This window comes from Massilia litorea, from assembly GCF_015101885.1.
Taxonomy (GTDB): domain Bacteria; phylum Pseudomonadota; class Gammaproteobacteria; order Burkholderiales; family Burkholderiaceae_D; genus Telluria; species Telluria litorea.
Genome location: NZ_CP062941.1, coordinates 3,225,387 through 3,250,660, shown reverse-complemented (window position 1 = coordinate 3,250,660; position 25,274 = coordinate 3,225,387). Strand labels below are relative to the sequence as shown.

Below are 25,274 nucleotides of genomic sequence, written 5' to 3'. Positions count from 1 at the left end.
CGCTGCAATCGCTTCCCACTCCGGCCACCGGCGCCGCCATGGACACCATCGTTCCGCGCAAACGCGGCAAGGCGATCCTGCTCTGCGCGCTGGCTGCCGTGCTGCTGCTCGCCGGCGGCGCCTGGCTCTGGCACCAGGTTCCGCGCGGACTGCGCGTGGAACGGGCCGAGCTCGCGATCGCAAGCGTGCAGCAAGGCGTATTTCGCGACGAACTCGTGGTGCGCGCGAACGCCGCGCCGCTCGACTCCGTCATCCTCGATTCGGTAGAGTCGGGCCGCATCGAAGAAGTGTTCGTGCGTGACGGCGAGCTGGTGAAAAAGGGGCAGCTCCTGTTCCGCATCGCCAACCCGCAGCGCAACCTGGAACTGCTGGCGCGCCAGGCCGAACAGGCGCAGCAGCTCTACAACCTGGCCAACCTGCGCCTGGCCCAGGAGAGCGACCGCAGCGCCCGTCAGCGCCGCCTCGACGAACTGGCCTTCAACCTGGAGCAGGCACGCAAGCGCCATGCGCGCAACGAGCGGCTGGCGGCGCAGGGCTTCATCTCCGCCGTGGCGCTGGAAGAGTCGCGCGACGCCTTCGACAAGGAAGCGCGCGCGATCGGACTGGAACAGCGCAGCGCCGCCGCCGACAGCCGCGTGCGCACACCCGCCCTGACGCAGCTGGAAAAGGCAATCGGCGGACTCGATACCGGCCTGCAGCTGGTGCAGGCGACCGTCGACGCGCTGGTGGTGCGCGCACCGGGCGCGGGCCGCCTGACGGACTTCCGGATGCAGGTCGGCGAGTCGATCGCCACCGGCAGGAACGTCGGCCGCATCGACGACCCGAGCCGCTTCAAGCTCGCCGCGCGCATCGACGAGTTCTACCTGAACCGGGTGGCGGTCGGACGCACGGGCGCGGTCGACTACGAGGGACGGCGCTATCCGGTGCGGATCTCCGGCGTCTACCCGCAGATCAAGGAAGGCCGCTTTCTCGCCGAATTGCTGTTCGCGGACGCGCAACCCCCTGCCCTGCGCCCCGGCCAGAGCCTGGACGCCCAGCTCACCCTGGGCGATCCGGCGCGCGCCCTGCTGCTCCCGGGCGGCGCCTGGACCGGCGACAGCGGCGGCGCCTGGGTCTACGTGGTCGACGCAAGCGGCCGCACGGCCCGGCGGCGCGAGGTGCGCACCGGCCGCCGCAGCAACGCCCAGGTCGAGGTGCTGGCCGGCCTGGAAGCGGGCGAACGGGTCATCGTCTCCAGCTATGCGGCCTTCGGACAGTCGACCGCGCTCAGCATTTCGAAGTAATCTCTCACCCAAGGAAAACAAGGAAAGTCATGCTCAAACTTTCAGGCATCAGCAAGACCCATGTGGCGGGCGAAGTCCACACCACGGCGCTCGACCGGATCGATCTCGAGATCGAGGCCGGCGAATACGTCGCCATCACCGGCCCCTCGGGCTGCGGCAAATCCACCCTGCTGGGCCTGCTCGGCCTGCTCGACGTGCCCAGTACCGGCGACTACTGGTTCGACGGCGAGAACGTGGCCGGGTGGAGCGAGGCGCGCCTGAACCGCCTGCGGCGCGGGCGCATCGGCTTCATCTTCCAGAGTTTTAACCTGATCGACGAACTGAACGTGTTCGAAAACGTGGAGCTGGCGCTCGAGTACACGGGCATGGGCGCCTCCGAGCGGCGCGAGCGGGTCGGCGCGATGCTCGACAAGCTCGGCGTGGCGCACCGCGCGCGCCACAAACCATCGCAGCTCTCGGGCGGCCAGCAGCAGCGCGTGGCGATCGCCCGCGCGCTGGTGGCCGGTCCCGCCCTGCTGCTGGCGGACGAACCGACCGGCAACCTCGACACGGCCCACGGCGACGAAGTGATGCGCATGCTGCGCACGATTAACGCCGAGGGCACGACGGTCGTGATGGTCACCCACTCGCCGGCCCACGCGGCCCAGGCCTCGCGCACGCTCAATTTGCTGGACGGCCGCATCGTCATCGACGCGCTGAGGGCCGCATGAGGGCGCGCGACTTCCGCATCGGCTGGCGCCAGCTGCTGCAGGAACCCGGCTATTCGGCCGTTACCGTGCTCGGCCTGGCCGTCGCCTGCGCCGCCTGCTTCCTGCTGCTCGGCTTCGTCGCCTACTGCCTGAACTACAACAGCCATGTGCCGGACGGCGAACGGGTCTATGTCGTCAAACAGCGCATCAATTTCTTCCCGCGCCCGGACTGGAACACGCGCGCCACGCTGTCGCTACGCGACACGGCGCTCGCCAGCGGCGCGGTCGAGCAGGCCTCGATCGCACGCCAGGTCCAGCAGCCGCTGCGCGCCGGCGACCAGCTGCACGAAGTCAGGATGTTCGCGGTCGACCCGGACTTCGGCCCCATCTTCGGCATCGTGCCGCTCAGCGGAGACTTGAAGGCGGCATTGACCCGACCCGACGGCCTGGCGCTCACGCGCGAGACCGCGCTGCGCCTGTTCGGCCAGGCCGAGGTGGTCGGCAGGACGGTGGGCGTCGGCCAGGAGCTGCTGCAGGTGCTGGCCGTGCTTCCCGACCTGCCGGCGAACACCACGGTGCGCTGGCAAGCGCTGGGCAGCCCGCTCAGCCGCGCACTGAAGCCGGAAGACCGCAACCTGCACCCTTCCGACCAGGAGCGCGGGCAGATCTTCCTCAAGCTGCGTCCCGGCGCCGACAGCGTCCGCCTCACCGCACTGCTGCAGGACGCGGTGGAAGCATCGCCCGTCAACCAGCGCTTCCGCACTGGACCGATGGGCCGCTCGCTGACCGGCCATGGCGTCGATATCAGGCTGGCGGCGATGCCGGATGCGTATTTCGACGCGGATCTCGCCAGCGGCCGCGACAAGCGCAACTACGGCCAGCGCGACAGTACCCTGGCCCTGGCCGGCGTCGCCCTGCTGATCCTGGCCCTCGCCATGACCAACTGGATCAATCTCGCCACCGTGCGCACGCTGCGGCGCCAGCGCGAGATCGGCATGCGCAAGGTGCTGGGCGCGAGCGCGGCGCGCGTGGCCGGCCAGTTCCTGGCCGAGTCGGTGCTGGTCGCCCTGCTGGCCACCAGCGTCGGCATCCTGCTGGCCTGGCTGCTGCAGCCGCTGTTCGCCGACCTGGTGGACCGCAAGCTGGAAGGCTTCTTCACGCCCGGCCGGCTGGCGCTGGCGCTGGGCCTGGGCGTGCTGGCCGGCCTGGCGGCCGGGGCGTACCCGGCGTGGACAGCCTTGCGGGTGCACGCGTCCACCGTCCTGGCGGGACGCGACAGCAGCAGCGAGACGACGACCAACCTGTGGCTGCGGCGTGCCCTGACGGTGCTGCAGTTCGCCACCGCGATGGCGCTGGCCGGCGTCACCGTGGCAGTGGGCTGGCAGACCTGGTATGCGACGAGCGCCGATCCCGGCTTCGATCCGGCCGGGCTGACGCTGCTGGAGATGCCGCTGGCGAAGGACGAACAGGTGCAGGGCTTCGTGCGCGCGGTGGCCCGGGTGCCCGGCATCGAAGGCGCTGCGGTATCGGCCGAAGCGATCGGGCGCGACGCCAACAAGATCACCGGCGGCTTCGCCACGCCTGGCGGGCAGGAAATGCCGATGGAGATCAAGCGCGTGTCGCCCGAATTCTTCGACCTGTACCGCATCCGCCCCGTCGCCGGACGCCTGTTCAGCGCCGAACGCGACCAGCCCAAGGCCAGGGTGGCGCTGCTGAACATGGCGGCGGTGCGGGCGCTGGGGTATCGCACGGCGGAAGAAGTGGTCGGCAAGCTTCCGTTCGCAGCGGGTCCCGACGGCTTCGACCTGACCATCGTCGGGGTGGCGCCGGACGTACGGCACCAGTCGATGCGCGAGCGCCCGGGACCGATCGTCTACTTCCTCACCGACTCGGACGGCGTCGTCACGGTGCGCAGCTCACTCGACCAGCAAACCCTGGCGCACGCCATCGGCCCGACCTGGCGCCAGTACTTCCCGAACGGGATGATGTACATGAAAAGCGCGGCCAGCATCTTCGGCGACAGCTACCGCCAGGACCTGCGCATGGTGAAGATCCTCGGCGCCGCCAGCCTGGTGGCGCTGGCCCTGGCCGCCTTCGGCATCTATGTGCTGTCGGCCTACACCGTGCAGCGCAGCCGGCGCGAGATCGTGATCCGCAAGCTGTACGGGGCCAGCAACGGCGCCATCGCGCGCCGCCTGGGACGCGAGTTCGGGCTGACGGTGGCGGTGGCCGGATTGATCGGACTGCCTGCGGCGGCGCTGGCGATCCGCACCTACCTGGACGGCTTTGCCGAACATGCGCCGCTGGGACAGTGGCCGCTGGTGGCGGCGGTGGCGCTGGCGCTGCTGGCGGCACTGGCGGCGACGGCAAGGCATACGGCGGTGGCCATGCGTATGAGTCCGGTGCAGGCGCTGCGCAGCTAGTCCTGTTGCAGCGCGGCGTACCAGGCTGCATACGGCGTGTTGGCGGCGAGCTTGCGGTTGTAGTCCGGCGCGCCGTCGTTCCACCACACGGGGCCGCGCTCGCCGAGCGCGCGCTTGGCCTCGTCGACGGCCGCGCGGGCGCTGCGCTCGGCTTCGCGGTCCCCTGCCCGTTTGGCGGCGCCGACCTGGCGCCGCGCCGTCATGAGACGGTCGACCAGTGCTTGCCGTTTTTCCGGCGCGAGTGCCGGATTACTCGTGCGCCAGAGGCGGCCGCGCACCACGAAGTAGCGGCCGTCGGGAGTATCAGGGTATTTTTTCAAGTCGGGCATGGCCCGACTTTACCCGACGGTCCCCAGGGATGGCGTACGGCTTACTGGACGGTGACCTTCGCGTCCTTCACCAGCTTGGCGTAGCGCTCGGTGTCGGTCTTGATCTGGGCCGCCATCTGCGCGGCGCTGCCGCCGATCGGAACGGCGCCGATCTCTTCCATCCGCTTCTGGAATTCGGGCGATTTCACGATGCTGACGACCTCGGTGTTGAGGCGCGCCAGCACGTCTTTCGGCGTCGCCGCCGGCGCCAGCAGGCCGAACCAGGTGCCCTGGTCGAAGCCCTTCAGGCCGGATTCGTCGAGCGTCGGCACCTCGGGCAGCGCGGCGGAGCGCTTGATGGTGGTGACCGCCAGGGCGCGCAGCTTGCCGGCCCGGATATGCGAGAGCACCGGCGTGACGGTGTCGAAGGACATGTCGATCTGGCCGCCCAGCAGGTCGATCGTCAGCGGACCGCTGCCTTTATAGGGCACGTGCACGATGTCGACGCCGCTGGCGAGGCTGAACTGGGCGCCGATCAGGTGCTGGCCGGTGCCGTTGCCGTTCGAACCGAAGCTCAACTTGCCCGGTGTTTTCTTCGCCAGCGCGACCAGCTCGGCGACGTTCTTCGCCGCGAGGTTCGGGTTCACCACCAGCACGTTCGGCACCATGGCCACCGTCGACACGGGCGCCAGGTCGCGCTGGAAGTCGTAGGGCAGCTTCTTGTAGACGCTGGTGGCGATCGTGTGATGGACGGCGCCGACCAGCAGCGTGTAGCCGTCCGGCTTCGCCTTGGCGACATAGTCGGCGCCGATGGTCGCGCCGGCGCCCGGCTTGTTCTCGATGATCACCGGCTGGCCCAGGTTTTTCGACAGTTCCTGGCCCAGCGTGCGCGCGATCGCATCGGTGGTGCCGCCGGTCGCGAACGGGACCACGATGCTGATGGTTTTTGCAGGCCAGGCCTGGGCCATTGCGCTGGCGCCGCTTCCGAGTAACACGCCCAGCGCAAGGGCTTGGGCAATACGCTGGTACTGCCGGGGATGCTTTTGCATGCTCGTCTCCTGAATTGTTATGGATTCGCTTCGTGGTCCCGGTTGCCGGGCTGGTAACGACGGGTCAGGAGCTGAATATACGGGTTGCGAGCACTCAAAGATGACGCTAAAGTTGAACCATTATTAAACTTGGATTAACAATGTCCACTCCCGTCAACGCCCAGTCCGAGATGGCCTTTTTCAGCCTGCTGGTGCGTGCCGGCAGCCTCTCGGCGGCGGCGCGCGAACTGAATGTCACGACGGCCGGGGTCAGCAAGCGCCTGTCGCAGATGGAGGCGCGCCTGGGCACCCGCCTGCTGCACCGGACCACGCGCCGCATCGGGCTCACGGCCGAGGGCGAGATCTACCTCGAACATTCGCGCCGCATCCTGGCCGACATCGGGGACATGGAGCAGATGATCACGAGCGCCGCCACGGCGCCCAAGGGCCTGCTGCGGGTGAACGCCACCCTCGGCTTCGGCCGCAGCCATATCGCGCCGCTGATCTCGGCCTTCCACAAGCGCCATCCGGACGTGCATGTCCAGTTGCAGCTGACCGTCAATCCGCCCACCCTGATCGAGGACGCCTGCGACGTCTGGATCCGCTTCGGCGAACCGCCCGATACCCGCGTCATCGCGCGCCGCCTGGCCTCGAACCGGCGCCTGATCTGCGCCGCCCCCGCCTATCTCGAACGGCATGGCACGCCGCGCGTACCGAACGACCTGACCCACCACAGCTGCATCGGCATCCGCCAGGGCGCGGAGGGATATGGCATCTGGCACCTGAGTTCCGGCCAGCGCACCGAGACGGTCAAGGTGCGCGGCGAACTGAGTACCAACGATGGCGAGATCGCCGTCAACTGGGCGCTCGAAGGGCACGGGCTGATCATGCGGGCGGAATGGGATATCGCGAAATACCTGCAGAGCGGGCGCCTGCGCCAGGTGCTGGCGAACTGGGAGACGCCGGGCGCCGACATCTATGCGGTGTACCCGCACCAGCTGCAGACGGCGGCGCGGGTGCGTTCCTTCGTCGACTTCGTCGCCGCCGCGTTTTCGGCGGCGACGCCGATGGGACAGGAAGTGGCGCGCTGGCCGTCGAACGAGGCCGGCGCCGGCGCCTGATCCCGGCGCTTTCTACAGGCGCAAACGTGCGGTCCTCACTGTCCGCCGCCGTTTTCGTCCAGGCGCGCGATGCGCAGCAGGTTGGTCGTGCCGGCGGCGCCGAAGGGCATGCCGGCCGCGATCACGATGGCCTGGCCGGGCCTGGCGAGGCCCTCGCGGCCGGCCGTGGCGCAGGCGAAGTCCGTCATCTCCGACACCGACTCCACATCGTGCACCAGCACCGCATGCACGCCCCAGGCCAGGGCCAGGCGGCGCGCCGTGGCCAGCTTGGGCGTCATGCCGATGATCGGCGCCCGCGGGCGTTCGCGCGCCACGCGCAGGGCCGAGTGGCCGGACATGGTGTAGGCGACGGTCGCGGCCACGTCCAGCAGGTCGGCCACGTTGCGCAGCGCCAGGCCGATGGCGTCCGCAATCTCGGCGCGCGTGGGGTGCTGGGCCGCCTTGATACTCTCGGCGTACCAGGTATCCGATTCGGTGTGCTCGATGATGCTGTTCATCATCTTGACGGCTTCGACCGGGAACTGACCGGAGGCCGATTCGGCCGACAGCATCACCGCATCGGCTCCGTCGTAGACGGCGGTGGCGACGTCGGAGGCTTCGGCGCGGGTCGGCACCGGCGCCGACACCATCGACTCGAGCATCTGGGTTGCCACGATCACCGGCTTGCCGAGGCGGCGGCAGGCGCGCACGATGCGCTTCTGGATCGCCGGCACCTGCTCGGCCGGCATCTCGACGCCGAGGTCGCCGCGCGCCACCATCACCGCATCGGCCGCCTCGACGATGGCGTCGAGCTGGGCGATCGCGGCCGGCTTTTCGAGCTTGGCGATGATTCCGGCCCGGTCCTGGACGATTTCCTTGATCTCATGGATGTCCTCGGCCCGCTGCACGAAGGAGAGCGCGATCCAGTCCACGCCGAGGGCCAGCCCGAAATCCAGGTCCCTGCGGTCCTTCTCGGTCAGTGCCGACATCGGCACCACCACGCCCGGCACGTTCACGCCCTTGCGGTCGGACAGCATGCCGCCGGCGACCACGACGGTATCGGCGTAATTGTCGCCGAAGCGCTTGACCTGCAGTTCGATGCGGCCGTCGTCCAGCAGCAGGCGCGCGCCCTCCTCCAGGGCTGCGAAGATTTCCGGATGCGGCAGCGCGACCCGCTCGACGTCGCCCGCTTGTCCGCTGTTCAGGTCGAGCCGGAAGGCGGCGCCCGGCGCGAGTTTCACCGGGCCGTTGGCGAAGCTGCCGATGCGCAGCTTCGGTCCTTGCAGGTCGAGCAGCACCCCGATCGGCCGGCCCAGGGATTTTTCCAGGCCGCGCAGGATGGCCAGCCGCGCCTTGTGGTCCTCGTGGGTGCCGTGGCTGAAGTTCAGGCGGAAGACGTCTGCGCCCGCGCGGAACATGGCTTCCAGGGTGGCCGCGCTGGAACTGGCGGGACCGACGGTGGCGACGATTTTGGCTTTACGGTTGCGATTCATGTTTCATTCCTGGATGCCGGGTTGATGAGGAAGGCCCGGAAATCGTTGACGTTGGTGAGTGTCGGCCCGGTGACGACCGAGTCGCCCAGCCGCTGGAAAAAACCGTGGCCGTCGTTGCGGTCCAGGCTTTGCTGCGGCCGCGTTCCGAGGGCGAAGGCGCGGTCGAGGGTCTGCGGCGAAAAGTAGGCGCCGGCGATTTCCTCGACGCCGTCGACGCCGTCGGTGTCGCCGGCCAGGCCGTGCACGCCCGGCTCGCCGCGCAGGGCAATGGCCGCGGAGAGCAGGAATTCGACGTTGCGCCCGCCCCTGCCGTCCCCCTTGATGGTGACCGTGGTCTCGCCGCCCGAGAGCAGCACGCACGGGGTTGCGAAGGGCTGGCCGCGGCGTGCGGCCTGCAGGGCGATGGCGGCCATCACCTTGCCGGCCTCGCGCGCTTCGCCCTCGACGCTGTCGCCGAGGATATACGCCTTGACGCCCGCGGCTTCGGCAACCCGCGCCGCCGCTTCGAGCGCCATCCGGGGCGTGGCGACCATGTGCACCGTATTTCCCGCCAGGCGCGGGTCGCCCGGTTTCACGGATTCGCCGGCGCCGCTTGCCAGGACCTGGCGTACCTGCGGCGGCAAGGCGATACCGTAGCGCTCGACGATGGCGAGTGCGTCGGCGCAGGTGCTGGCGTCGGCCACCGTGGGACCGGAGGCGATGTCGCGCGGGTCGTCGCCGGGTACGTCGGAGATCAGGAGCGTGAGCACCCGCGCCGGATGGCAGGCAGCGGCAAGGCGGCCGCCCTTGATGCTTGATAAGTGCCTGCGCACGCAGTTCATCTCGCCGATGCTGGCGCCCGAAGCGAGCAGCGCGCGGTTGACCGCCTGCTTGTCCGCCAGCGTGATGCCGGGCAGCGGCAAGGGCAGCAGCGAGGAGCCCCCGCCCGAGATCAGGCACAGCACGGTGTCGTCGGCCGTCAGGCCGCCGACCAGCGCGAGCATGCGTCCGGCGGCGTCCAACCCGGCCTGGTCGGGCACCGGATGCGCGGCCTCGACGATCTCGATCCGCTCGCAGGGCACCGCATGGCCGTAGCGCGTGACCACCAGCCCTTCCAGCTTGCCCGGCCAGTGGCGCTCGACCGCGCGCGCCATCTCGGCCGAGGCCTTGCCGGCGCCGATCACGAGCAGGCGGCCGCGTGGGGCTTCCGGCAAATACGCCGGGATGCACAGGGCCGGCTGGGCCGCCGCGATCGCGGCCCGGAACAAGCCTTCGAGGAAGTCACGCTCGCTCTCCATTTCTTTCTCCAGCACGTAGAACGGGTTCAGGCCGAGGCCTTCTGGCCGCCGGCCAGGCCGACGACATTCAGGTCGACCGGCACAGGGGCTTCCTCGACCGGCCTGACCAGCGACGGCACTTCCTGGCCGTCGAGGATGCGGTGCATGCGCTCGCTGTCGATGCCGCCCACCCACTTCGCGATCGCCACCGTGCCGACCGCATTGCCGATTGTATTCGTAATCGCCCGCGCTTCCGACATGAAGCGGTCCACGCCCAGCAGCAGCACCATGCCCGCGACCGGGATGTTGCCCATCGAGGCGAGCGTCGCCGCCAGGGTGATGAAGCCGGAACCGGTGACGCCGGCCGAGCCTTTCGAGGTCACCATCAGCACGCCCATGATCACGAACTGGTCCAGTAGCGACAAGGGCGTGTTCGTGGCCTGGGCGATGAAGATCGCGGCCATCGTGTAGTAGATGCACTGCCCGTCCGGGTTGAAGGTGACGCCGGCCGGCACCACCAGGCCGACCACCGGCCGGGAGACGCCGAGGTGCTCGAGCTTGTGCATCAGCTGCGGCACGACCGACTCCGAGGAGCTGGTGCCGAGAACCGTGAAGATCTCGTCCTTGATATAGCGGAGGAACTTCCACAGGCTGAAGCCCGAGACGCGGGCAATCGCATTGAGCACGACGAAGATGAAGGCGAGGCAGGTCAGGTACATGCAGCCCATCAGCTGGCCGAGCGAGAGCAGCGAGGCCAGGCCGTATTTGCCGACCGTGAAAGCGATGGCGCCAAAAGCGGCGACCGGCGCGATGCGCATCACCATCCGCACCACCACGAACATGGCGTTGCTGAAGGCTTCCAGCATGTCGACCACCGGTTTCGCCGCACGTCCCATATGCGACAGCGCCACGCCGAACATGGTCGCGAACACGAGGATCTGCAGGATGTCGTTCTTGGCCAGCGCATCGACCACGCTGGTCGGCACCATGTTCAGGAGGAAGTCGACGAAGCCGGTCGACCTGGCGGCGGCCGCCGTGTAGTTGGCGATCGAGTGGGTGTCGAGCGCCCTGGCGTCGACGTTCATGCCGGCGCCGGGCTGGAACACGTTGACGACGATGAGGCCGAGCAGCAGGGCGAAGGTCGACAGGACCTCGAAATAGACCAGGGCGCGGACACCGACGCGCCCCAGTTCCTTCATGCTTTCCATGCGGGCGATGCCGAGCACCACCATCGCGAAGATGACCGGTGCGAACACCATCTTGATCAGGCGGATGAAGACGTCGCCGAAGGGTTTGAGGTCGGTGCCCAGCTTGGGATAGAGGAAGCCCAGCAGGCCGCCGGCGAGCACGCCGATCAGGACCTGCACGTACAGTTTTCCGAAAATGCGGGTTGACATGATGTCTCCTTGATGTCTGCTGCTTGCAGCGCCCCCTCCCCGCTCTGCGGCGGGTGTTGTACGAGGGGACGCGGGTATTTCTGAACCGGGCCGCAGGGCGCGGCGCCGGTGGACGAACCGGTTTTACGCTGCGGCGCGCTCGCCGCGGGCTTTGATCCAGTCGCACACCGCCCGGGTGACTTCGACGGTGGTGGCGCTGCCGCCCAGGTCGCGCGTGTGCAGCGAAGGGGTGCTGGTCACGCTTTCGATGGCCGCCATCACCTGCTGCGCGGCTTCGGATTCGCCGAGGTGCTCGAGCAGCATGACGACCGACCAGAAGGTGCCGATCGGGTTGGCCAGGCCTTTGCCCATGATGTCGAAGGCCGAACCGTGGATCGGCTCGAACATCGACGGGTAGCGGCGCTCGGGATCGATGTTGCCGGTCGGGGCGATGCCCAGGCTGCCGGCCAGTGCCGCGGCCAGGTCGGAGAGGATGTCGGCGTGCAGGTTGGTGGCGACGATCGTGTCCAGCGTGGCCGGACGGTTGACCATGCGGGCCGTGGCTGCGTCGACCAGTTCCTTGTCCCATTTCACGTCCGGGAAGTCGCGCGAGACTTCCAGCGCGATCTCGTCCCACATCACCATCGCATGGCGCTGGGCATTGCTCTTGGTGATCACGGTCAGCAGCTTGCGCGGACGCGACTGCGCCAGTGTGAAGGCGTAGCGCAGGATGCGCTCGACGCCGACGCGGGTCATCATGCTGACGTCGGTCGCCGCTTCGATCGGATGGCCCTGGTGCACGCGCCCGCCGACGCCCGAGTACTCGCCTTCCGAATTCTCGCGCACGATCACCCAGTTCAGGTCTTCCGGTGCGCAGCGCTTGAGCGGACCGTCGATGCCGGGCAGGATGCGGGTCGGACGCACGTTGGCGTACTGGTCGAAGCCCTGGCAGATCTTCAGGCGCAGGCCCCACAGGGTGATGTGGTCGGCGATATCCGGGTCGCCGGCCGAGCCGAACAGGATTGCGTCCTTGCCGCGCAGTGCGTCGAGGCCGTCGGCCGGCATCATGACGCCATGCTTGCGGTAGTAGTCGCCGCCCCAGTCGAAGTCTTCGAAGGCGAACTGGAAGCGGTTGCTGCCTGCAGCCAGCGCCGCCAGGACTTGCTGGCCCGCCGGCACGACTTCCTTGCCGATGCCGTCGCCTGGGATGGTTGCGATTTGATAGGTTTTCATTGCTGCTGTCTCCGTCTGGGTAGGTGATGTCGTGCATGCACTGTACCGGGGGACGGACGGTCCGGAACGACGCTGGACTCAAACCATTATTAACTCCAGCTTAACAATGCATCAGGGGGCAGCGTGGAATGTTGACTGCTGGGCTGGATGAGCCGTGCTACCCGGTACCGTAGGGGCGGAAGGCGGGAGTGACGCAAGGTGGGGCTCCGGCAGAACCCGGGGAAACGGGCTGGTGGCCTCATGGTCAAGCATACTGCCAGGTTCTGCAGTCCCATGGATAATGCTGCCCAGACATATCAACGTGTGAGCGTAAAACATGAAGTGGATCATCACGAAATACCTGGTCACCGCGGCGGTCGTCGTGCTGGTGTCCGAGCTGGCCAAGCGCAGCGACCGCATCGGCGGCTTCATCGCAGCATTGCCCATGGTCACGCTGCTGACCCTCGTCTGGCTGCACCTGGAGAACCAGCCGGCGGCCAAGGTCGCCAACCACGCCTGGTACACCTTCTGGTACGTAGTGCCGACGCTGCCGATGTTCCTCGCCTTTCCCTGGCTGCTGGGCCGCCTCGGCTTCTGGCCGACCCTGGGTGCCTGCACCCTGCTCACGGTTGCCTGCTTCGGTGCCTTCGCGCTGGCGGTGAAACGGTTCGGGATCGTGCTCCTTTAATTCTTGCAACGCAAACGCAGGATGCGACATCTAATGGGTGCAAGAACAACATCCACCTACAGAGGAGCATGCCATGAGCAAATTTACCCACAAGCTGTTGTGCGCCACCATTGCCGGCGCGTTCGCCCTCGCCGGTAGCGCCTTCGCACAGACGGCGCCGGACGACGCCCAGATTGCCGGTATCGTCGTTGCCGCCAATCAAGTCGATATCGATGCCGGCAAGCTCGCGCAAAAGACGACGAAGCAGGCCGAGGTGAAGTCGTTTGCCAAACAGATGGTGACCGACCACACCGGCGTCAACAAGCAGGCGGGCGCGCTCGTAAAGAAACTGAAGGTGACGCCGACGGACAGTGATCTGAGCAAGAGCCTGAAAGCGGGCGGCGCCGAGAACATCGCCAAGCTCAAGGGGCTCAAGGGCAAGGAATTCGACAAGGCCTATGTCGACCACGAAGTGACCTACCACCAGGCCGTGATCGACGCGCTCGACAAGACCCTGATCCCGAATGCGAAGAACGCCGAGCTGAAGGACACGCTGGTCAAGACCCGTCCGGCCTTCGTGGCCCACCTCGAGCACGCGAAACAGCTGCAGTCGACAATGAAATAAGGCGGCGGCCGTGGCTTTCCTTCTAAAAAGGGCGGGCTACGCGCTCGCCCTGCTGGCCGCGCTCGGCCCGGCGGTGCAGGCAGCCCCTGCCGTGCACACGGTCCTGATCGACGGCATGCGCTTTATCCCGCAAACTGTCGAGGTGAAGGCGGGCGACACCGTCGTGTGGCGCAACAAGGACCCGTTCCCGCACACGGCGACCGCTACACAGTCCGGCAGCGGCGGTCCGAGCTCGCCGGCGATCGCCCCCGGGGCCAGCTGGCGCTTCAAGGCGGCCAAGCCCGGGTCCTACCCCTACCTGTGCACGCTGCACAGCACGATGACGGCCACCCTGGTCGTGAAATGAAGGAGCGCTCGATGGAACAACGCAGACCAGCCGATCCGGCGCAGGCGACCGATCCTAACCTGGCAGGCATGGTCGCCGCCGGCGATCCGGGCGCCTTCGAGGTGCTGATGCGGCGCCACAACGGCGCGCTGTACCGCACTGCGCGCAGCATCGTGCGCGACGACGCCGAGGCCGAGGACATCGTGCAGGAATCCTACCTGCTGGCCTACCGCAAGATGGCACACTTCCGCGGCGACGCCAGCCTGGCCACCTGGCTCACCCGCATCGTCGTCAACGAGGCGACTGGAAGGCTGCGCAAGACGCGGCGGCGGGCCGACATCATCGCGCTGGTGCCGGGAGCGAACGGGTTCGAGACCGACGGAGAGGAAGCCATGAGCGACGAACCTGGCGCGCCCGAGACGCCGGACACCGCGGCGCTCCGCGCGGAAGCGCGGCGCCTGATCGAAGCGCGCATCGACGCCCTGCCCGACCAGCTGCGCACCGTCTTCATGCTGCGCGCGGTGGAGGACCTGTCGGTCCAGGAAACGTCGGCGGCGCTCGGCATCCCGGAGGCGACGGTGCGCAGCCAGTATTTCCGCGCCCGCGGCCTGCTGCGCGAGGCGCTGGCGCGCGACTTCGACCGGGCGGTGGATACGGCGTTTTCCTTCGATGGGGAGCGTTGCGACCGGATCGTGGCGGCGGTGCTGGCGCGGCTGTAAGGGACGGCCGACATCGGGGGATCACGCGGTAAACCAGCGCCGCTGGCGGAGTGAGCCCGGCAGCTCCGTCGGCAGCGGCCGGCCGCGACGCCTTGTTCGCTGCACTTGTATCCAACCTGCCGGTGTTGGTTAGTTACTTTTAAGTCGTTTGATGTGCTGCGGAGGCTGTGGCTTCGCGCCGGCCAAAGAACCTCGCACACAAGCCGGCATGGACAGTGCCGGCGCACGCACGCTCAGCCATGGCCTGCGCCAGCCTAGCGTCCCACCCCAACGCCGATGCCGACGCCGGAACCGCGCCCCCAGCTGCCCCAGCTACCGAAAATGGAGGTCGAGACGCCTCCATAGCTGGCACCGTTCTTCGCCGCTAACTGGACAATACAATTGCGCCATGGATCCGAGTTCGCCGGGTAACCCAGCTGCGTGCAGGCCGGCCCGTATTCAGCGATCATGCGGTCCATCTCAGCTTGTTGCTTCATCGCTTTTTCTTGAGGGCTGGCACATCCAAGCAAGCAAACGACGCTCGCTGCCGTCAACATTGAAACGCGCATGGTGGTTCTCCTTGGAAACGGCCGATCGAAGCGGCTCGCGTCTGGCAGGGTGTGCAACGATCATACATCCCAACGCGCTGGATACACCGCCAGCACGCGCAATCGACGCAGCTTCATGAAAGATGCATAATCGACGGATCCGATCGCACCACGCCAGGAGCCGGCATGGACGGGTATCTCGAGGATGAGTTCGACATTGCGCAGCTGGTGCCCGGCTTTCGTGCGCCCGTGGCCGCAGGCGCGCCGCCCGCCGATGGCGCGGCGCTGGACGCGGCCGATGCCGGGATGCGGCAGTGGACCAGCCGGGCCGAGGGCCGCTTCAACCCCGGCTCCGACCTGCATCGGCGCGAAACCTGCCGCATGTTCCGCGACACCTTCAATCCCTACCGGCCGGCCGTGCTCGACTGGCCACGGCTGGCGCCGGCGGCGCTGGCGCGCATCGTCGCCCTGCCGATCTGGGACATCGCGGTCCAGACCGAGGGCAAGGCCAGGCTGCGGATGGCGGCCTATGCCGGGACGGTGCCGGACCCGGACATGCGCGCCGCGCTGGCCCTCAATGCCTGGGAGGAAAACCGCCACAAGGAAGTGCTGGCGCGCATGGTCGCGGCCTACGGCATCCGCCTCGCGCCCGAAGCGCCGTATGCCTGGCCGGCGGATGCGGAACGGGCTTACCTGGTCACCGGCTTCAGCGAGTGCATCGACAGCTTCTTCGCCTTCGGCCTGTTCGAGGTCGCCCGCCGCTCGGGCCTGTTCCCGCGCGAACTGGTCGACACCTTCGAGCCCGTGATGCAGGAAGAGTGCCGCCACATCCTGCTGTTCGCCAACTGGATCGCCTGGCATCGCGCGGGGCTGTCGCCCTGGCGGCGGCTGCGTTTCGAAGCGAAGGTGGCGGCGGTCTGGGCCTTCCTCGTGTGGGAACGCATCGGCCTGGCGCGCGCCGTCGAGGGCGATGCCGCCGCCCAGGACAACAACTTCACCCTGAACGGCGTGCAATCGGTTGCCTTTGATCCGCCCGCCCTGCCCGAACTGCTGGCGCTCTGCCTGGCGGAAAACGCGCGCCGCTTCGCCGGCTACGACGAACGGCTGCTGCGCCCCACGACGGTACCGCGCCTGGTGCGCGTCGCCCTGCGCCTGCTCGGGCGCCGCCCTTCCTAGATCGGAGCTGCCGTGTTCGCGCCCCCTCCATCGATCCCAGCGCCGCTAGCCGAGATAGCCGGCGCGTCCGAACCAGTCGAGCGCCGCCTGCAGCGCGGCGGCGTGTGGGCGCGGCCGGTAGCCGAGCTCGCGCCCGGCCTTGGCGGAACTGAAGAACATCCGGTTGCGCGACATGCGCAGGCCGTCCACCGTCAGGAAGGGTTCGTGTCCGGACAGGCGCGCCATGGCCTCGGCCGCGTGCGCCAGCGGGATCAGCGGCGCCACCGGCAGGCGCAGGCGCGGCGCGCGCCGTCCCGCGAGAAGCGCAATCTCGCCCAGCAGCTCGCGCAGCATCAGGTTCTCGCCACCCAGGATGTAGCGCTCGCCCACCCTGCCCTGCGCCAGCGCCAGCAGGTGGCCCTCGGCAACGTCGGCCACGTCGACCACGTTCAGCCCGGTCTCGACATAGGCCGGCATCCGCCCGCTGGCCGCCTCGACGATGATGCGTCCGGTCGGGGTCGGCCGCAGGTCGCGCGGACCGATCGGGGTCGACGGATTCACGATGACGGCCGGCAAATGATCCTCGACGACCATGCGTTCGACCAGGCGCTCGGCCAGGATCTTGCTGCGCTTGTAGGCGCCGATCGCCTCCTGCGGCGCGAGCGGCTCGTCCTCGCGCGACTCCACCGTCGCCGGGCCGACGCGCAGGGTCGCCACGCTGCTGGTGTACACGACGCGTTCGACCCGTGCCGCCAGCGCCGCGCGCATCACCGAGGCCGTGCCGGCCAGGTTGTTGCGCACGATCTCTTCCGGATCGCGTGCCCAGAGCCGGTAGTCGGCGGCCACGTGCAACAGGCAGCGCACGCCGGCCAGGGCCTGTTCCACGGCCGCCTGGTCGCGCATGTCGGCCTCAAACACTTCGGCGTCGAGTCCGGCGAGGTTATCTCGCGGACTGCTGGCGCGCACCAGCACGCGCACCCGGTAGCCCTGCGCCGCGGCTGCGCGCGCGACGGCGGAACCGATGAACCCGGCCGCGCCGGTGATCAGGACCGTTTCCTGCCCATCCATGGTGGCCTCCCCGCGCGCCGGGAGGGTGGCGCCCGCGCGGGAATTGTAATCCTGCGCGCTTTGGTTGAACACATTCGGCTGAACACAATCAAAACAACTCCCCAACCAGGACGCCAGACAGGGAGCCTGACTCCAGTCCCGAAGACGATGGAAAAACGTGAGCAACCATACGCAGGGTGCGCACCTGCAGCACGGTCGGTTGAACTGGCCAAGTGCGAGGAGGGTCCAGCATTTCGTCGTCCGCGACCCGTTGTTGACATGCTGTTGGCCCACCGCATCCGACTCGACCCGACACCTGTGCAGTGTGATTACTTTGCGCGCGCGGCAGGCACCGCACGCCGCGTCTGGAACTGGGCCCTGGCGCAGTGGCAGCGCCAGGTAGCTGCTGGGCAGCGCCCCAACGCGATGGCACTGAAAAAGCATTTCAACGCTATCAAGTATGCACATCCAGACTGGCTCAATGCCGAAGGTCAGCCATGGTTGCGCGCCATCCACCGCGATGCCCACTCCCAACCATTCGCCAACCTTGCCAAAGCATGGCGCCGTTACTTTGCCGCGCTACGCGATCAATTTGAAACGGCTCGCAACCGGCGCCTGTGCGGCGCAGTCTGCGCTACCCGTGGCGAGCTTGGCGGCAACGCCAGGCACTGCCGCCGGCATGGGGTCGGCGGGAGACGGGAAAGTCACGCCTGCCAGGCACGAGCACGGTCGGCCAGACGGCTCGAGGCAGGAACAAAACGATGCTCACTTTCGAGCACATTTTTGAAAGCGGAACGTCCATGCGAGTCATCCTAGCCCAGCCGCGCGGCTTCTGCGCCGGCGTGATCCGCGCCATCGAGATCGTCGAGCGCTCGCTCGAACGCCACGGCGCGCCGGTGTACGTGCGCCACGAAATCGTCCACAACAAGGCCGTGGTCGACGGCTTGCGCGACAAGGGCGCGATCTTCGTCGACGCCCTCGATCAGGTGCCGCCGCGCGCGGTCACCATCTTCAGCGCGCACGGCGTCGCACGCAGCGTCGAGGCCGAGGCCGCCGGCCGCGGCCTGCACGTGCTCGACGCGACCTGTCCGCTGGTCGCCAAGGTCCACCTGCAGGGCCGCCAGTACGCGGCCGGCGGCCGGGTCGTGATCCTGATCGGCCACGCCGGCCATCCGGAAGTCGAGGGCACGACCGGCCAGATCGACGGGCGCGTGCTGCTGGTGCAGAACGAGCGCGACGTCGAGGCGCTCGACCTGGCGCCCGACACCCCGATCGCCTACGTCACCCAGACCACCCTCAGCGTGGACGACACGCGCGGCGTGATCGCCGCCCTCGAGCGCCGCTTCACGGACGTCGTCGGCCCCAACGTGCGCGACATCTGCTACGCCACCCAGAACCGCCAGCGCGCCGTACGCGAGCTGTGCCGGCAGGTCGACGTGCTGCTCATCGTCGGCGCCGCCAACAGCTCGAATTCGAACCGGCTGCGCGAGATCGGTACCGAATGCGGCATCCCGAGCTACCTGCTGGCCGACGGCAGCGAGCTCGATCCCGCCTGGGTGGCCGGGGCCGGTACGGTCGGCATCACGGCCGGCGCCTCCGCGCCCGAGGCGATGGTGGAAAGCGTCATCGATGCGCTGCGCCGCCTGGCCCCGGTCGAGCTCTCGACGATGGACGGCCTGGTCGAGCACGTGGAGTTCCGGCTGCCGGCCGAACTGTCCGGCCACGCCGCCTGAGGGGAACGGACATGGCCATTCCGATGCTGCAAAAGACCCTCGTCGGCGCCTACATCCTGCGCAAGCACCTGGCGGGACAGAAGCGCTATCCGCTCGCCCTGATGCTCGAACCGCTGTTTCGCTGCAACCTTGCCTGCGCGGGTTGCGGCAAGATCGATTATCCCGACGAGATCCTGAACCTGCGCCTGTCGCGCGACGAGTGCCTGGGCGCGGTCGACGAGTGCGGCGCCCCGGTCGTCTCGATTGCCGGCGGCGAGCCGCTGCTGCACAAGGAGATGCCGGAGATCGTGGCCGGCATCGTCGCGCGCCGCCGCTTCGTCTACCTGTGCACCAACGCGCTGATGATGGAGAAAAAGCTGGACCAGTACCGTCCCAGCCCCTTCCTGGTGTGGTCGGTGCACCTCGACGGCGACCGGCAGATGCACGACCGCTCGGTCTGCCAACCGGGCGTGTACGAACGGGCGGTGGCGGCAATCGGGCGCGCCAAGGCAGCCGGCTTTCGCGTCAACATCAATTGCACGCTGTTCAACGACGCCGAACCCGAGCGCGTGGCCGCGTTTTTTGATTCGGTCAAGGAACTCGGCGTCGACGGCATCACGGTCTCGCCCGGCTATGCCTACGAACGCGCCCCGGAGCAGGACCACTTCCTCACCCGCTCGAAAACCAAGCAACTGTTTCGCGACATTTTTGCGCGCGGCGACCGCGGCCGCAAATGGGCCTTCAGCCAGTCCAGCCTGTTCCTGGACTTTTTGGCGGGTAACCAGACCTACCATTGCACGCCCTGGGGCAACCCGGCGCGCACCGTGTTCGGCTGGCAGCGCCCCTGCTACCTGCTGGGCGAAGGCTATGCCGCCAGTTTCAGGGAACTGATGGACGAGACCGACTGGGATGCCTACGGCACCGGGCGCTACGAAAAGTGCGCCGATTGCATGGTGCACAGCGGCTACGAGGCGAGTGCCGTGCTCGACACCATCGCGCACCCGCTGGCGGCAGCCAGGGTCGCGCTGGCGGGCGTGCGCACGGGCGGACCGATGGCGCCGGACCTGGCACTCGACAATCAGCGCCCGGCGCAGTTCGTGCACACACGCCACGTTGCCATCAAGCTCGAAGAGATCCGCGGGCGCCGCGCGCCGCGCAAGGCTGCCGATTCCGGCTGAGACGGAGACAGGTAAATGGCCTCTGCCCTCACCGTCGTTGGAGCGCTGCTGACCGCGCTGGCCACGCTGTACGCGCTGGCCGCGCTGCTGTGCCGCCCGCGCACCTGGCGGCCCCCCAGGGGTGGCGTGGCCCCGGTTCCGGTGAGCGTGCTCAAGCCCCTGTGCGGCGCCGAACCCAACCTGGAACGCAAGCTCGCCAGCCTGTGCCGGCAAACCCATCCTTGCTACCAGCTGGTGTTCGGCGTGCGCGATCCGGACGATCCGGCCGCCGCGACCGTCGCGCGCCTGGCGCGGCGCTTTCCCGAACTCGACATACGGCTGGTGGCCGATCCGCGCGTGCACGGCAGCAACCTCAAGGTGAGCAACCTGATCAACATGCGGGCGGCGGCGCGCCACCCGTGGCTGGTGCTGGCCGACAGCGACATCGGCGTCGGCCCCGACTACCTAGAGCGCGTGAGCGCGCCGCTGGCCGAGCCCGGCACCGGCATCGTCACCTGCCTCTACCGCGGGGTCGCGGCCGGCGGGTTCTGGAGCCGGCTGGGGGTGCTTTTCATCGACAGCTGGTTCGCGCCCTCGGTTCGCGTCGCCAGCCGCGGCGGCGGCAGCGCCTTCGGCTTCGGCGCCACCATCGCGCTGCGCGCCGGGACGCTGGACAGGATCGGCGGTTTCGAGGCGATCAAGGACCGGCTGGCCGACGATTTCTGGCTCGGCGAGCTGACCCGGCGCCAGGGCCTCGCAACGGTCTTGTCCGAGGTCGAGGTCACGACCGACGTCACCGAGCGCAGCCTGGCCGCCCTCTGGGCACGCGAGCGGCGCTGGATGCAGACCATCCGCTCTCTCAATCCGCCCGGCTACGCCTTCTGTTTCGTCACCTTCACATTGCCGATGCTGGCGCTCGGCCTGTGGCTGGCACCGGCGCCCTGGAACTGGGCGGTCGCGCTGCCCGGCCTGGGCGCGCGCCTGCTGCTGCACTGGCGCGCCCAGCCGCATCTTGCCGCGCTGCCGCTCGTGCCGCTGCGCGACGGCCTGCTGCTGGTCGAGTGGCTGAGCGCCTTCGCCGGCAGCACCACCCGCTGGCGCGGGCACCTGCTGCGCGTCGACGGCCGGCGCGCGACGGGCGCCGTGCCGGCCGCGCTCGAAAAAACCTGAACCCGGGAGCCTCCCATGATGAAAACCCTGTTCCTGCAAGCGCCCTCGTTCGACGGCTTCGACGGCGGCGCCGGCTCACGCTACCAGGCGAAGCGCGAGATCCGTTCGTTCTGGTACCCGACCTGGCTGGCCCAACCCGCGGCCCTGGTGCCCGGCAGCCGCCTGCTCGACGCCCCGGCCGACGGCCTGTCGGTGGCGCAGGCGCTGGCCATCGCGCAAGAATACGAGCTGGTCATCATGCATACCAGCACACCCTCCTTCCCGGCCGACGCCCGCTTCGCGGAACTGATCAAGGAACACTCGGCGGACATCATGGTCGGCATGGTCGGCGCCAAGGTCGCGGTCGACCCTGGCCCCTCGCTGCAGGCCAGCAGCGCCATCGACTTCGTCGCGCGCGAGGAGTTCGATTACACCTGCCGCGACATCGCCGAGGGCCAGCCGCTGGCCGGCATCGCCGGGGTCAGCTGGCGCGACGCCGAGGGCGGCATCCACCACAATCCGCCGCGCCCGATGATCGAGGACATGGACGCGCTGCCCTTCGTGGCGCCCATCTACAAGCGCGACCTGAACCTGCGCAACTACTTCATCGGCTACCTGAACTACCCCTATGTTTCCCTGTACACCGGGCGCGGCTGCCGCTCGCGCTGCACCTTCTGCCTGTGGCCGCAGACCGTGGGCGGACACCGCTACCGGATCCGCTCGCCGGAGAGCGTGCTGGCGGAGGTCCGCTGGATCAGGGAAAACATGCCCGAGGTGAAGGAGATCATGTTCGACGACGACACCTTCACCGATTTCCGGCCGCGCGCCGAGGAGATCGCGCGCGGTCTCGGCGAACTCGGCGTGACCTGGTCCTGCAACGCCAAGGCCAACGTGCCCTACTCCACTTTAAAAATCATGAAGGAAAACGGCCTGCGCCTGCTGCTGGTCGGCTACGAATCGGGCGACGACCAGATCCTGCTGAACATCAAGAAGGGCCTGCGCACCGACATCGCGCGCCGCTTTGCCGCCGACTGCCGCGCACTCGGCATCACCGTGCACGGCACCTTCATCCTCGGCCTGCCGGGAGAGACGCGCGAGACGATCGCCAAGTCGATCGAATTTGCCAAGGAGATCAACCCGCATACGATCCAGGTCTCGCTCGCCGCCCCCTATCCGGGCACCAAGCTGTACGAGCAGGCGCTGGAAAACGAGTGGATCCCGCCGAACAAGACCATCCACCTGGTCAACGAAAGCGGGGTCCAGCTGGCGGCCTTGAACTACCCGCACCTGTCGAGCCAGGAGATGTACCACAGCCTCGAGCAGTTCTACCGCAGCTTTTATTTTCGGCCGGCGAAGATCTGGGAAATCGTGCGCGAAATGCTGCGCAGCTGGGAGATGACGCGCCGGCGCCTGCGCGAAGGGGTCGAGTTCTTCCGCTTCCTGCGCGAGCACGGCGCGGAGCAGGCGTGAACGGTCTCAGTCCGGGCCTGATCATCACCGCCGACGATTTCGGCCTGCACGAGAGCGTCAACCGCGCCGTGCTGCACGCCCATCGCGAGGGGGTGCTGTGCGCCGCCAGCCTGATGGTCGGGGCGGCCGCCGCGCCCGATGCGGTGGCGGTCGCGCGCGCCTGTCCCGGCCTGCGGGTCGGCCTGCACCTGGTGCTGGCCGACGGCGCCGCCGTGCTGCCGCCACGCCTGATTCCCGACCTGGTGGACGCGAACGGCCGCTTCGGCGCGCGCATGGTCCGTGACGGGTTCCGCTTCTTCTTCCTGCCGCGCGTGCGGCGCCAGCTGGCCGCCGAGATCCGCGCCCAGTTCGAGGCCTTCGCCGCGACCGGCCTGGTACTCGACCACGTCAACGCGCATAAACACTTCCACCTGCACCCGACCGTGCTCTCGCTGATCCTCGGCATCGGCCGCGAATTCGGCCTGCGGGCGGTGCGCCTGCCTGACGAAGCTGGTCTGCCGGCCGGGCTGCAACCCTGGCTGCTCCTGCTGCGCGCCCGCCTGCGCGCAGCCGGCATCGCGCACAACGACTACCTGATCGGCCTGCGCCTCTCGGGCCGCTTCGACGAGGACGCGCTGCTGGCGGCCCTCGAGCGGCTGCCGCCGGCCGGGATCGGCGAACTCTACCTGCACCCGGCGCTGGAGTCGGGCACGGCGATCGCCGCCTCGATGGCAGGCTACCGCCACGCCGACGAATTCGCCGCCCTGGTCTCGCCGCGCGTAGCCGAGGTGCGCGCCTCCCTGCGCGCAAGCGGCGTTCGCTTCGGCGGCTTCACCGACCTGCTGCCCGCATGAGCCGCCTGGCCATCGGCGGCGCCCTGGCCGGCCTGCTCCTGCTGAGCGTACTGGTCGCCTGGCAGGGGTGGCACGACGTGCTGGGGGCCGTCGGGCAAGCCGGCTGGGCGCTGCTGTGGCTGGTGCCGCTGCGCCTCTTCACGCTGGCGCTCGATGTGCGCGCCTGGCAGGTTTTGCTGGGACCGGCGCCGGGGTTCTCCTTCCTGCTCTGGGTGGCAACCGTGCGCGAAGCCGTCAACCGCCTGCTGCCGGCGGCCGGCGTCGGCGGCGAGGTGGTCGGCGTGCGCCTGGTGCGCACGCGGCTGCCCGATACCGCCGCCATCACCGCCAGCGTGATCGTCGAGGTGCTGCTCACGATGGTCGTGCTCTACCTGTTCTGCGGCCTGGGCGTGGTGCTGATGGCGCACATCGCCGCCGGCATGCCCCAGGTGGGCGTGATCGCGGCCAGCCTGGCGCTGTCGCTGCCGCTGCCGCTGCTGGCCTGGTGGCTGCTGCGCCATGGCGCGCCCTTCCAGCGCCTCGAGCGCTGGAGCCTGCGCCTGCTCGGTGCGCGCGGCACGCTGGCCGGTCTCGACGGCGCCTCGCTCGACGCTGCGGTGGCGCGCCTGTTCGGCCGCCATGGCGCGCTGCTGCGGGCATTGGGCTGGCAGCTGCTCTCTTACCTGCTCGGCACCCTGGAGACCTGGACTGCGCTGCGCCTGCTCGGCCATCCGGTCGACCTCGCGACCGCAATCGCGATCGAGGCGCTGACCCAGGCCGTGCGCCACGCGAGCTTCGTGGTGCCGGCCGGCCTTGGGGTACAGGAGGCCGCCGTGCTGCTGTTCGGCTACCTGGCCGGTGTCGGCGGCGAAACCGCGCTGGCGCTGGCCCTGGTCAAGCGCATGCGCGAGATCGTGCTCGGCCTGCCGGCCCTGCTGTCCTGGCACTGGTTCGAAGCCAGGCGCCTGCGTCGGAGGCAGCCGGCGCCGCGCGTGCGGCCGCGCTAAGCTCACACGGCTGCGTTATGGGCAGCCAGGTACTTGATCAGACCATCGATCCCGCCGGAAGCGAGCTGGGCCGCGAACTGGCGCCGGTAGACCTGGATCATCCAGGCGCCCATCATGTTGATGTCGTAGATCTTCCAGCCGGCCCCGGTCTTGCGCAGGCGGTAGTCGATCGGCATGCGCTCGCCCTCGGTCAGCACGCTGGTCCTGACCACGGCGTCGCCGGCGCCCTCCGCGAGCGGCGCCGCCGGCGCGTAGGTGAAGCGCGTGTCCTGCTCGCGGATCTGGGTCAGCTGGAGGGCGAAGGTGCGCGCCAGCAAGGTCTGGAACTGCCCGACCAGCGCCTCGCGCTGGGCCGGGGTGGCCTTGGCCCAGGCCGGACCGACCGCATACTGGGTGGTCAGGGCGAAATCGGTGGCGGGCAGAAAATGTTGCTGGACCAGCTGGTAGATGCGCTCCGGGTCGCCGGCGCGGCCCCCGGGGTCGCCGTGGATGGCCGACATCACGCGCTCGATGGTGGTTTTTACAGCCTGGTCGGGCGATCCGATTGCGGCCTGCACCCCGGTCTGTTTGTCGGCTTGGTTCCCGGCCTGCTCAGCATAGGCCGGGAAGGCCCGCACCAGCATGGCCAGCAACAGGATGATCGACAGTTTCATGGGGTCTCCTTCCGTGCGTGCGGCCTTAATACGACATCGCCAGCATACGCCGAAGCCGGCCTGGATGGTACTTGGTACTAT

General features: G+C 68.5%; 25 protein-coding genes. 16 read left to right on the top strand and 9 right to left on the bottom strand.

Features of this window, described 5'->3' with window-relative positions:
• Positions 1 to 38: 38 nt before the first annotated feature.
• The 3 genes from LPB04_RS14605 to LPB04_RS14595 are packed head-to-tail and all read left to right on the top strand — an operon-like array spanning position 39 to position 4,395.
• On the top strand, positions 39 to 1,283 hold the full coding sequence (locus LPB04_RS14605) for an efflux RND transporter periplasmic adaptor subunit (protein ID WP_193685263.1): 1,245 nt from the start codon (positions 39 to 41) through the stop codon (positions 1,281 to 1,283).
• Positions 1,284 to 1,312: 29 nt separating this feature from the next.
• The gene (locus LPB04_RS14600) at positions 1,313 to 1,993 is read left to right on the top strand and encodes an ABC transporter ATP-binding protein (RefSeq protein WP_193685262.1); all 681 of its coding nucleotides are present in this window, start codon (positions 1,313 to 1,315) and stop codon (positions 1,991 to 1,993) included.
• The gene (locus LPB04_RS14595) at positions 1,990 to 4,395 is read left to right on the top strand and encodes an ABC transporter permease (RefSeq protein ID WP_193685261.1); all 2,406 of its coding nucleotides are present in this window, start codon (positions 1,990 to 1,992) and stop codon (positions 4,393 to 4,395) included. The genes LPB04_RS14600 and LPB04_RS14595 overlap by 4 nt, the downstream gene beginning before the upstream one ends.
• Here LPB04_RS14595 and LPB04_RS14590 read toward each other — a convergent pair.
• Together LPB04_RS14590 and LPB04_RS14585 are read right to left on the bottom strand one after the other, a co-directional pair.
• The gene (locus LPB04_RS14590; RefSeq protein WP_193685260.1) at positions 4,392 to 4,724 is read right to left on the bottom strand and encodes a VOC family protein; all 333 of its coding nucleotides are present in this window, start codon (positions 4,722 to 4,724) and stop codon (positions 4,392 to 4,394) included. The genes LPB04_RS14595 and LPB04_RS14590 overlap by 4 nt on opposite strands.
• Before the next feature lie 41 nt (positions 4,725 to 4,765).
• The gene (locus LPB04_RS14585) at positions 4,766 to 5,752 is read right to left on the bottom strand and encodes a Bug family tripartite tricarboxylate transporter substrate binding protein (protein ID WP_193685259.1); all 987 of its coding nucleotides are present in this window, start codon (positions 5,750 to 5,752) and stop codon (positions 4,766 to 4,768) included.
• Positions 5,753 to 5,892: 140 nt separating this feature from the next.
• On the opposite strand from LPB04_RS14585, the gene LPB04_RS14580 reads away from it, so the two are divergent.
• Positions 5,893 to 6,852 carry a LysR substrate-binding domain-containing protein gene (locus LPB04_RS14580; RefSeq protein WP_193685258.1) on the top strand — a complete coding sequence of 320 codons (960 nt, stop codon included), beginning with the start codon at positions 5,893 to 5,895 and terminating at the stop codon, positions 6,850 to 6,852.
• 35 nt (positions 6,853 to 6,887) lie between these two features.
• Here LPB04_RS14580 and pyk read toward each other — a convergent pair whose 3' ends face one another.
• The 4 genes from pyk to LPB04_RS14560 form a co-directional block, all read right to left on the bottom strand.
• On the bottom strand, positions 6,888 to 8,324 hold the full coding sequence (pyk, locus tag LPB04_RS14575; RefSeq protein ID WP_193685257.1) for a pyruvate kinase: 1,437 nt from the start codon (positions 8,322 to 8,324) through the stop codon (positions 6,888 to 6,890).
• Positions 8,321 to 9,601, bottom strand: a complete 1,281-nt coding sequence (locus LPB04_RS14570) for a glycerate kinase type-2 family protein (RefSeq protein WP_193685256.1) — start codon at positions 9,599 to 9,601, stop codon at positions 8,321 to 8,323. Before LPB04_RS14570 ends, pyk begins: the two co-directional genes overlap by 4 nt.
• A 26-nt stretch (positions 9,602 to 9,627) precedes the next feature.
• A complete protein-coding gene (locus LPB04_RS14565) occupies positions 9,628 to 10,977 on the bottom strand; it encodes a dicarboxylate/amino acid:cation symporter (RefSeq protein ID WP_193685255.1) in 1,350 nt (449 codons plus the stop codon).
• 123 nt (positions 10,978 to 11,100) lie between these two features.
• Positions 11,101 to 12,189 carry a tartrate dehydrogenase gene (locus tag LPB04_RS14560; protein WP_193685254.1) on the bottom strand — a complete coding sequence of 363 codons (1,089 nt, stop codon included), beginning with the start codon at positions 12,187 to 12,189 and terminating at the stop codon, positions 11,101 to 11,103.
• A gap of 316 nt (positions 12,190 to 12,505) precedes the next feature.
• On the opposite strand from LPB04_RS14560, the gene LPB04_RS14555 reads away from it, so the two are divergent.
• The 4 genes from LPB04_RS14555 (at position 12,506) to LPB04_RS14540 (ending at position 14,504) form a co-directional block, all read left to right on the top strand.
• The gene (locus LPB04_RS14555; RefSeq protein ID WP_193685253.1) at positions 12,506 to 12,856 is read left to right on the top strand and encodes a DUF3147 family protein; all 351 of its coding nucleotides are present in this window, start codon (positions 12,506 to 12,508) and stop codon (positions 12,854 to 12,856) included.
• 73 nt (positions 12,857 to 12,929) lie between these two features.
• Positions 12,930 to 13,460 carry a DUF4142 domain-containing protein gene (locus LPB04_RS14550; RefSeq protein WP_193685252.1) on the top strand — a complete coding sequence of 177 codons (531 nt, stop codon included), beginning with the start codon at positions 12,930 to 12,932 and terminating at the stop codon, positions 13,458 to 13,460.
• A gap of 10 nt (positions 13,461 to 13,470) precedes the next feature.
• A complete protein-coding gene (locus tag LPB04_RS14545; protein ID WP_227496415.1) occupies positions 13,471 to 13,806 on the top strand; it encodes a cupredoxin domain-containing protein in 336 nt (111 codons plus the stop codon).
• Positions 13,803 to 14,504 (top strand): RNA polymerase sigma factor, encoded by a 702-nt coding sequence (locus LPB04_RS14540; protein ID WP_193685251.1) that lies wholly within the window; start codon positions 13,803 to 13,805, stop codon positions 14,502 to 14,504. The genes LPB04_RS14545 and LPB04_RS14540 overlap by 4 nt, the downstream gene beginning before the upstream one ends.
• A 254-nt stretch (positions 14,505 to 14,758) precedes the next feature.
• Here LPB04_RS14540 and LPB04_RS14535 read toward each other — a convergent pair whose 3' ends face one another.
• Positions 14,759 to 14,980 (bottom strand): hypothetical protein, encoded by a 222-nt coding sequence (locus tag LPB04_RS14535; protein WP_193685250.1) that lies wholly within the window; start codon positions 14,978 to 14,980, stop codon positions 14,759 to 14,761.
• A gap of 237 nt (positions 14,981 to 15,217) precedes the next feature.
• Here LPB04_RS14535 and LPB04_RS14530 point away from each other — a divergent pair, with 237 nt between their 5' ends.
• Entirely contained in the window at positions 15,218 to 16,207 is a 990-nt protein-coding gene (locus tag LPB04_RS14530) for a ferritin-like domain-containing protein (RefSeq protein ID WP_193685249.1), read from the top strand.
• Between the two features lie 45 nt (positions 16,208 to 16,252).
• Here the strand turns inward: LPB04_RS14530 and hpnA are convergent, their stop codons facing one another.
• Positions 16,253 to 17,254, bottom strand: a complete 1,002-nt coding sequence (hpnA, locus tag LPB04_RS14525) for a hopanoid-associated sugar epimerase (RefSeq protein WP_193689010.1) — start codon at positions 17,252 to 17,254, stop codon at positions 16,253 to 16,255.
• 147 nt (positions 17,255 to 17,401) lie between these two features.
• Between hpnA and LPB04_RS24060 the strand changes: the two genes are divergently transcribed.
• Genes LPB04_RS24060 through LPB04_RS14490 form a run of 7 tightly spaced genes read left to right on the top strand, consistent with a single transcriptional unit; the run spans position 17,402 to position 24,540 of the window.
• A complete protein-coding gene (locus LPB04_RS24060; protein ID WP_307727179.1) occupies positions 17,402 to 18,049 on the top strand; it encodes a helix-turn-helix domain-containing protein in 648 nt (215 codons plus the stop codon).
• Positions 18,034 to 18,966 (top strand): 4-hydroxy-3-methylbut-2-enyl diphosphate reductase, encoded by a 933-nt coding sequence (gene ispH, locus LPB04_RS14515; RefSeq protein WP_193685248.1) that lies wholly within the window; start codon positions 18,034 to 18,036, stop codon positions 18,964 to 18,966. The genes LPB04_RS24060 and ispH overlap by 16 nt, the downstream gene beginning before the upstream one ends.
• A gap of 11 nt (positions 18,967 to 18,977) precedes the next feature.
• Complete coding sequence (gene hpnH / locus LPB04_RS14510) at positions 18,978 to 20,123, top strand: adenosyl-hopene transferase HpnH (RefSeq protein WP_193685247.1); 1,146 nt, start codon at positions 18,978 to 18,980, stop codon at positions 20,121 to 20,123.
• 15 nt (positions 20,124 to 20,138) lie between these two features.
• On the top strand, positions 20,139 to 21,272 hold the full coding sequence (gene hpnI / locus LPB04_RS14505) for a bacteriohopanetetrol glucosamine biosynthesis glycosyltransferase HpnI (protein ID WP_193685246.1): 1,134 nt from the start codon (positions 20,139 to 20,141) through the stop codon (positions 21,270 to 21,272).
• A gap of 15 nt (positions 21,273 to 21,287) precedes the next feature.
• The gene (hpnJ, locus tag LPB04_RS14500; RefSeq protein ID WP_193685245.1) at positions 21,288 to 22,721 is read left to right on the top strand and encodes a hopanoid biosynthesis associated radical SAM protein HpnJ; all 1,434 of its coding nucleotides are present in this window, start codon (positions 21,288 to 21,290) and stop codon (positions 22,719 to 22,721) included.
• Positions 22,718 to 23,554, top strand: a complete 837-nt coding sequence (gene hpnK, locus LPB04_RS14495) for a hopanoid biosynthesis-associated protein HpnK (protein ID WP_193685244.1) — start codon at positions 22,718 to 22,720, stop codon at positions 23,552 to 23,554. Before hpnJ ends, hpnK begins: the two co-directional genes overlap by 4 nt.
• Entirely contained in the window at positions 23,551 to 24,540 is a 990-nt protein-coding gene (locus LPB04_RS14490) for a lysylphosphatidylglycerol synthase domain-containing protein (protein ID WP_193685243.1), read from the top strand. Before hpnK ends, LPB04_RS14490 begins: the two co-directional genes overlap by 4 nt.
• Before the next feature lie 2 nt (positions 24,541 to 24,542).
• On the opposite strand, the gene LPB04_RS14485 is transcribed toward LPB04_RS14490, so the two are convergent.
• Positions 24,543 to 25,193 carry an MlaC/ttg2D family ABC transporter substrate-binding protein gene (locus LPB04_RS14485; RefSeq protein ID WP_193685242.1) on the bottom strand — a complete coding sequence of 217 codons (651 nt, stop codon included), beginning with the start codon at positions 25,191 to 25,193 and terminating at the stop codon, positions 24,543 to 24,545.
• Positions 25,194 to 25,274: the final 81 nt, after the last annotated feature.